We start from the raw sequence: 6,876 nt of genomic DNA on the forward strand, positions 1-6,876 counted from the left end.
GGCGACGCCCCCGACGGACGCGCCACAGCCCGCGAGGGCGCCCGCCGCCAGGAGCGCGACGGCGAGCCGCTTCACCGCGAACGCTCCTGGCCGCGCGGCGGGCGCTGGCCGCCGTACTGCTGCCGGAGCCGCTCCCGCTCCTCGGGCGTGGCGCTCTTCCACTGCTCGCGGAGGCGCTCGCGCTCCTCGGGCGGGATCTTGCGCCAGCGCTCACGCGCCTGGGCGCGCTGCTCGGGCGTCATCTGCTGCCAGCGCTCGTAGTTCTTCATGACACGCTCGCGCTCGGCGGGCGGCATCGCCTCCCACCGGCGGTACCGCTCCAGGATACGCTCGCGCCGCTCGGGCGGCAGGTTCTGGAAGCGCTCGTGCGCCTTCTGGAGCTCCTGCCGCCGCGCCTCAGGCAGCTCGTTCCAGTGCTGGAGGTCCCTCAGGATCCGCGCCTTCTCCTCGGGCGGGAGCTGGCGGAACCGCTGATAGTTCTGCCGCGCGGCCTGGCGCTCCTCCGGCGTCATGGACTTCCAGCGGCGATAGTTCTCCAGCGCGCGCGCGCGCTGCTCGGGCGTCATCCGCTGCCACCGCTCGAGGTTCCGCTCGGCGATCGCACGCTCCTCGGGCGTGAGCCGGTCGAGCCCCTCGATCTGGGGCGTCTGGCCCCACGCGACCTCCAGGATCGCGCCGAGGACGATCGCGAGGAGGACGAGGAGCCCCGCGAGCACGCGGGCCTTCATGTCACTTCACCTCCCTGGTCGGGATGGCGCGCGCCGGCTCCCCCTGCGACTCGAGCACGGGGAGCGACTCGAGGAGCCGCATGCGCTCGAGAAGCTCCATGCGCGTCAGGAGACTGCCGTCGCGCGCGAGGTCGGCCTCGCGCAGGAGATCCAGGTCGAGCAGCATCCGCGCGTCGGGCGCAGGATCGCGGTCGGCCGCACGCGCGCCGGCGACGGCTACCAGCGCGAGCGCGGCGACGAGCGCGGCGGCCAGCCGCGAGCGTATCAACGCTAGCCCTCCCGTGTCCCCGCGAGCTGGTCGAGGTGCTGGATCACGTCGAATTCCTCGAGGAGGTCGAGCCGCTCGACCACCGGGTACTGCTGGAGGAGCCCGAGTCGGCGGCCGATGACGGCCTCCTCGGGCGTCATGGGCTCCACGCCGCTCGGCGACTGCCATCCGCTCCAGAGGGCGAGGACGAGGACGACGCCGGCGAGGCTCGCCGAGAGCACGAGCGGCAGCGGCCGGCTCCACCACACCCGGCGCCGCGCGCTCCGCGCCGTGAGCTTCTCGCGGAGCTCCGCGCGGTAGCCGCCCCAGTTGACCGCGGGCGGGACGGGCACGGAGCGCGAGAGCTTCGCCAGGAGATCGCGCAGGCCGTCGGCGTCCTGGCGGCAGTCGGGGCAGTCCTCGAGGTGCCGCGCGACGCGCTCGCGCTCCTGGGGCGTGAGCTCGCCCCGCACATACGGCACCAGCTCGCTCTCGGGATGCCTGGCCATCTCAGCTCGTCCCCATCGTCTTCCTGAGCGTCTGCAGCGCGCGGTGGATGTGCACGCGCACCGTCGCTTCCGAGCACTTCAGCACCATCGCGATCTCGGCGGTCGGCAGCTCCTCCTGCACTTGTAAGATGACCGCCGCGCGCTGCTGGGGCGCGAGCCGGTCGACCGCCGCCCACAGCGTGCTCAACGTCCGCTCCCGACCGAGGGCGTCCAGGGGGTCCGTGACCGGGGACGGCTGGCGGTCCAGGAGCGCCTCGCCCGACTCCGGATCCGGCTCGTCGCGCAGCCACAGGCGCCAGCCCCGGTTCTTCCGGCGATGGTCCAGGCAGAGGTTGACGAGGATCCGGTAGAACCAGGTCGAGAACTTCGAACGACCGCCGAAGCTCCCAGCGGACTGGTAGAGCCGGATGAGCGCCTCTTGCGAGAGGTCGCGCGCGTCGTCGGCGTTCCGGAGGATCGACCATGCGAGCCGGTACGAGCGTTCCTGGTACCGCGCGACGAGGAGATTGAACGCCTCCTCGTCCCGATCGGCCACGCGCCGGCACAGCGCCTCATCGGTGGGCTCCACACGCCAAGGGTCCTTGTCCCCACATTCCCACTCCTGACTCCGACACCGCAAGGGGCGGGGGAATCAGGCCTCCCCCGCCCCCGGTCCACGCCGTCGACACCGCGTCCCTCAGGTTCTTCTTCACCGCGTCCTAGTCGCCGGCCTTGCGTCCTGGTAGAGCTCGCGGCGGTCCTGGCGCAGGTCGCGCCGGTCCTGCCCGATGTCCCGCTTGCGGTCCTGCTTCTCCCGGGCCATCTCGCGGCCCTGTGCGCCGTGCTCGCCGGCGGCCTGATCCGCGCGATCGAGCCCCGTGGCCTTGTCGCCCTTGCCCTTGCGGAGGTCACGCGGGTCCCGCTTGATGTCCCGGTCCTTCGCGAGATCCCGGCGGTCCTGGCGCAGGTCGCGCCGGTCTTGGTTCAGGTCCTTCGCGTCCTTCCGGATGTCCTGGCGATCCTGCCGGATGTCCTTGAGGTCCCGCGCGACGGCGTCCTTGTCGCCGGCCCTGCGGTCCCTCGAGAGCTCCCGGTAATCCTGGCGCAGGTCGCGCCGGTCCTGGTTGAGATCCTTCGCGTCCTTCCGGATGTCCTGGCGGTCCTCGCGGATGTCCTGGACGTCCCGCCTGACGTCCTGGGCCCACGCGCCGCCGAAGCTCAGCGCCACGAGGGTCCCGCCGATCGCGACCACCTTGAGCACCTTCATCGCTGTCCCCTCCAGGGTCGAATGTGTGCTGCTTGGCGGGTGGGACGCGGAGGGGTATCGGATCGTTTACAGGCCGCGCGGGAAACGCCTTAGATTCCGGATATCTGGGGAAGCGTCAGATGGCGAGGAGCGTGCCGGTGATGTACGCCGCCGCGGGCCTGACCAGCATCGCGATCGCGTCGGCGACAGCCTCTACGGGCACCCAGCCCTTCCGGTCGCTGTCGGGCATCGCCGCGCGGTTCGCCGGTGTGTCCATGGTGCTCGGGAGCACCGCGTTGACGGTCACGCCGCGGGACCGCGTCTCCTGGGCGAGCGCCTGCACGAAGGCGATGGCCCCGGCCTTCGCGACCGTGTAGGCGATGAAGCCGCCCTGCGGCGGGACGACGGCGCGCGAGGCGATGACGACGACGCGACCGTAGCCCGCCCGCAGCATGTGCGGCACGACGGCGCGCGCGGTCGCAAACGCGCTCGTGAGGTTCAGGTCGAGCATCCGCCGCCACGTCGCCTCGTCGGTCTCGACGAGGCCGCCGCCCGCGAAGCCGCCCACGCCGGCGACCAGGACGTCGATCTTCCCCCGCTTGGCGGCGACGCCGTCGGCGAAGGCGGTCATGGCGGTGAGGCTCGAGACGTCCACGGCCTCGGTGACGAGGCGCCCGCGGTCCGCCGGGGCCACGCGCTCGAGGAGGCGCTCGCGCTCCTTCTCGACCGCGTAGGGGATCGCGACCGCCGCGCCCTCGCCGAGCAAGCGCAGCGTCACCGCCTGGCCGAGGGCGCCCGTGCCGCCCGTCACGATGGCGACCTGATCCTGGAGCGTCATCGGAGACGCGCTCAATCGCCCTGCGGCGCTCCCATGATCGCCGAGCGCTGGATGTCGGCGTAGCGGACCTGCGCCACGTCGAACGCCTTCAGGTTCTCGCGGAGCTTCCGGAACGTCTGGTCGAAGGGCGGGAGCGTCTTACGCGCGCGTGTGAGCGGCGTCGTGCGCGCGAGCACGTAGTTCTTCACGTAGGGATGGTTGATCCCGCGCTTCTTGATCTTCTGGACGACCTCGCCGAGGGCCTCGTCGGCGGCGCGGACCAGGTCCGCGCGCTCCTTCCGCTCCTCGAGGCCCTTCGGCAGGGTGAGCTTCAGGAACTTGTCCACGCGCCGGAGGATCGGCGCGAAGGCGCCGCCCGCGAAGCGCTTGTTCTCGTCGTAGAGGAGGCCGAGCGTGATGAAGTGCGGCGACTCGAACTGCGCCGCCCACGCGTCCTCGCCGGTGTCGGGCTCGTCGCGGACGAGCGCCCGGTACATGCGGATGACCTCGAGCGACTTCTCCTTGAGGTTGTGCGCCTTCTCGACGTTCAGCGGGAGGACCTCGAAGAGCATCTCGCGCTCGACGACGAGGATCGCCGGCACGAGGTCGGCCTTGAGCTTGTCGAGCACCGCGCGGCGGTGGTTGCCGTTCGGCGTCCAGTAGACGCCGGGCTTCGGCGACACCGCCACGATCGGGTCCACGAAGCGATCGAGCCGCTTCACGGTCTCGGTCAGGCGCTTCACGTGGGTGGGCGAGAGGTCGCGCTGGTAGGGGCTCGCCTCGCAGCGCTCGCGGGGCAGGAGACAGAAGACCTGCCAGTGATCGCCGACGGGCTCCTGGTACACCGCGAGCACGCGCCCGCCGTCGCGCTCGACCTGCGAGGCGAGCTGTTGCGCTTGCTGGGAAGGCGCCTTGTCAGCCATCGATCTCGGACCACCCATGGTTCACGCGGATCTCGCGGACCCCGCTACAATACCACCGCCGCGCACGCGCGCGACGAGGTCGCGGAGCGAGCCGTAGATGCCCGCCGGCAGGAAGATGATGAAGACGATCAGGAGGAGCCCGTAGATCGTCTCGGCCATCCCGATGAACCTGAGTCCGAAGAGGATGCGCAGGTACTCGGACAGCGCGATCGTCAGCGCCGTGCCCACGGTCGCGCCCAGCAGCGAGTACATCCCGCCGAGGACGACGGCGAAGACGATTCGGAGCGAGACGCCGATGCCGGCGAGCGTGTCCGGGTTCACGTACGAGATGTACTGGGCGTACGCCACGCCGCCGACCGCCGTGAGCGCCGCCGAGAGCATCGTGATCCCCACCTTGAAGCGCGTCACGTGGATGCCGACCGAGGCCGCGGCCGTCTCGTCCTCGCCGATCGCCTCCATCGCCGAGCGGGCCATCGAGCGGTCCACGCGGTGCCAGACCCAGAGCCCCGCGAGCCAGAGGACCAGCGCGGCGTAGTAGAACACGCGCTTGTCCGCGAACTGCATGGCGACGAGGCTGTCGCCGGCGGCGGCCGTGAGCGAGAGGCCGAGGGAGCCGCCGGTCCAGTTCCGCTCGGCGATGATCAGGAGGCGCACGACTTCGCCGACGGCGAGCGTGACGAGGGCGAAGTAGTGGCCGACGACCTGGAAGCGCGAGCACGGATAGGCGACGACCAGCGCCGCGACGGTCGTGAGCGCCGCGGCGACCACGCCGCCGATCCACGGCGTGAGGCCGTAGAAGTTCCAGAGGAGCGTGCTCGTGTAGGCGCCGAGGCCGAGGAACGCGCCGTGGCCGAGCGAGACCAGGCCGAACCGGCCCATCAGCGACCACGCCCCACCGATGAAGGACCAGATGAGGATCTGGATCATGACGTGGAGGACGTACTGGCGCATGCCGGCCATCGGCAGGAACGGCCCGAGCGCGAGGAGGGCGAGCAGCGCCGCGCCGGCGGCGCGCCCGAGGCTCATCCGCGCCTCGCCAGGATGCCGCCCGGCCGCGCGAACATCATCACGATGAAGACGACGAAGGCGATCACGTAGCCCATCTCGGTCGAGATCACGACGCCGCCGATCGAGATGATCTCGCTCATGATGAACGAGGCGAAGAAGGCGCCGACCATGTTCCCGAGGCCGCCGAGCACGCAGATCATGAACGTGAGGGGCCCGAACGCGGCGCCGAAGAACGGGTGGACCGAGTACTGGATGATGAGCAGCGCGCCCGCGAGCCCCGCCATCGCGCCGCCGACGGCCGAGGTGACGAAGTAGACGCGCTGCGGGTCGGCGCCCATCAGCGCCATCGCCTCGCGGTCTTGCGAGACCGCGCGGATCGCGGTGCCGATGTAGGTCCGGCGCAGGAAGATCCAGAGGCCGATCATCGCGACGAGCGAGATCGCGAAGGCGATCAGGCGCGCGAACGAGAAGAACATGCCGCCGACCTCGAGGATGGGGAGCGCCAGGCGGACGGTCTTGTGGTCGGTCGTCCAGAGGAAGGTCGCGAAGGACTGGAGGAAGAAGAGGAGCCCGCCCGTCGCGAGGAGCTGGTTGACGGGGGCGCTCCCGAGGATCGGCGTGATGATCAGGAGGTGGACACCGAGCCCGAGCAGCGCCCCCAGCGCGACCGAGGCCACGCCGGCGAGCCAGAGAGGCCAGCCGTAGACCATGACCAGGAAGTAGACGAGGTACATGCAGACCATCACGAGGTCCACGTACGCGATCCAGACGATGTCGATGACGCCGAAGATCAGGTTCAGGCCGAGCGCGAGGAGCGCGAGGACGCCGCCCAGCAGGATCCCGTTGACCGCCGCCTCGAGGAGGAAGATCGGGTCGATCACAGTCCCACGTACGCTTTCCGCACGAAGTCCTGCTCGGCGAGCTCGGCGGCGCGCCCTTCCATGCGGATCCGCCCGACCTCGAGCAGGTAGGCGCGGTCCACGAGTTTCAGCACCTGACGGACGTTCTGCTCGACGACGAGGATCGTGTAGCCCTCCTCGCGCACGCGGCGGATGAGGTCGAAGAGACGGAGCACCAGCACCGGCGCCAGCCCCATCGAGGGCTCGTCGAGGAGGATCAGCTTGGGCCGCGACATGAGCGCGCGGCCGATCGCGAGCATCTGCTGCTCGCCGCCCGAGAGGCTTCCCGCGCGCTGCCGCTGCCGCTCGGCGAGGGCGGGGAAGAGCGTGTGGACGCGCTCGAGGCTCTCGGCGAACAGCTTGCGCGCGCTCGCCTGGAAGGCGCCCATCTTGAGGTTGTCCGCCACGGTGAGCAGCGGGAAGATGCGCCGGCCTTCGGGGACGTGGGCGATGCCGCGGGCGACGATCTCGTGCGCCTTCCGCCCCGCGAGCGAGCGGCCCTCGAAGACGAGCTCGCCCG

Annotated in this window: 10 protein-coding genes; all 10 read right to left on the reverse strand. The window is 70.8% G+C overall.

Annotation, left to right across the window (positions count from 1 at the left end; translation table 11 throughout):
- Window positions 1-71: 71 nt before the first annotated feature.
- A complete protein-coding gene (locus VKG64_19030) occupies window positions 72-728 on the reverse strand; it encodes a DUF3106 domain-containing protein (GenBank protein ID HKB27135.1) in 657 nt (218 codons plus the stop codon).
- Between the two features lies 1 nt (window position 729).
- Window positions 730-996 carry a hypothetical protein gene (locus VKG64_19035; protein HKB27136.1) on the reverse strand — a complete coding sequence of 89 codons (267 nt, stop codon included), beginning with the start codon at window positions 994-996 and terminating at the stop codon, window positions 730-732.
- A gap of 2 nt (window positions 997-998) precedes the next feature.
- A complete protein-coding gene (locus VKG64_19040; protein ID HKB27137.1) occupies window positions 999-1,484 on the reverse strand; it encodes a zf-HC2 domain-containing protein in 486 nt (161 codons plus the stop codon).
- Window position 1,485: 1 nt separating this feature from the next.
- Window positions 1,486-2,019: an RNA polymerase sigma factor gene (locus tag VKG64_19045; GenBank protein ID HKB27138.1), complete on the reverse strand. Its 534-nt coding sequence runs from the start codon at window positions 2,017-2,019 to the stop codon at window positions 1,486-1,488.
- A gap of 153 nt (window positions 2,020-2,172) precedes the next feature.
- On the reverse strand, window positions 2,173-2,730 hold the full coding sequence (locus tag VKG64_19050) for a hypothetical protein (GenBank protein HKB27139.1): 558 nt from the start codon (window positions 2,728-2,730) through the stop codon (window positions 2,173-2,175).
- A 115-nt stretch (window positions 2,731-2,845) separates the two neighbouring features.
- Window positions 2,846-3,547, reverse strand: coding sequence for an SDR family NAD(P)-dependent oxidoreductase (locus VKG64_19055; GenBank protein HKB27140.1), 702 nt, complete (start codon window positions 3,545-3,547; stop codon window positions 2,846-2,848).
- Between the two features lie 11 nt (window positions 3,548-3,558).
- Entirely contained in the window at window positions 3,559-4,449 is an 891-nt protein-coding gene (locus VKG64_19060; GenBank protein ID HKB27141.1) for a chromosome partitioning protein ParB, read from the reverse strand.
- Window positions 4,450-4,470: 21 nt separating this feature from the next.
- Window positions 4,471-5,475 carry a branched-chain amino acid ABC transporter permease gene (locus VKG64_19065; GenBank protein HKB27142.1) on the reverse strand — a complete coding sequence of 335 codons (1,005 nt, stop codon included), beginning with the start codon at window positions 5,473-5,475 and terminating at the stop codon, window positions 4,471-4,473.
- Window positions 5,472-6,335, reverse strand: a complete 864-nt coding sequence (locus VKG64_19070; GenBank protein ID HKB27143.1) for a branched-chain amino acid ABC transporter permease — start codon at window positions 6,333-6,335, stop codon at window positions 5,472-5,474. The genes VKG64_19065 and VKG64_19070 overlap by 4 nt, the downstream gene beginning before the upstream one ends.
- Window positions 6,335-6,876 (reverse strand): ABC transporter ATP-binding protein (locus tag VKG64_19075; protein ID HKB27144.1); only part of this gene is annotated, 542 nt, incomplete at its 5' end. The genes VKG64_19075 and VKG64_19070, both read right to left, overlap by 1 nt.

The organism is Candidatus Methylomirabilota bacterium, from assembly GCA_035260325.1.
Lineage (GTDB): Bacteria > Methylomirabilota > Methylomirabilia > Rokubacteriales > CSP1-6 > AR19.

Excerpts from the sequence above, each read along its gene's own strand:
- VKG64_19030 (HKB27135.1), bottom strand. The coding sequence starts at position 728 with ATGAAGGCCCGCGTGCTCGCGGGGCTCCTCGTCCTCCTCGCGATCGTC.
- VKG64_19040 (HKB27137.1), bottom strand. The coding sequence starts at position 1,484 with ATGGCCAGGCATCCCGAGAGCGAGCTGGTGCCGTATGTGCGGGGCGAG.
- VKG64_19050 (HKB27139.1), bottom strand. The coding sequence starts at position 2,730 with ATGAAGGTGCTCAAGGTGGTCGCGATCGGCGGGACCCTCGTGGCGCTG.
- VKG64_19055 (HKB27140.1), bottom strand. The coding sequence starts at position 3,547 with ATGACGCTCCAGGATCAGGTCGCCATCGTGACGGGCGGCACGGGCGCC.
- VKG64_19060 (HKB27141.1), bottom strand. The coding sequence starts at position 4,449 with ATGGCTGACAAGGCGCCTTCCCAGCAAGCGCAACAGCTCGCCTCGCAG.
- VKG64_19065 (HKB27142.1), bottom strand. The coding sequence starts at position 5,475 with ATGAGCCTCGGGCGCGCCGCCGGCGCGGCGCTGCTCGCCCTCCTCGCG.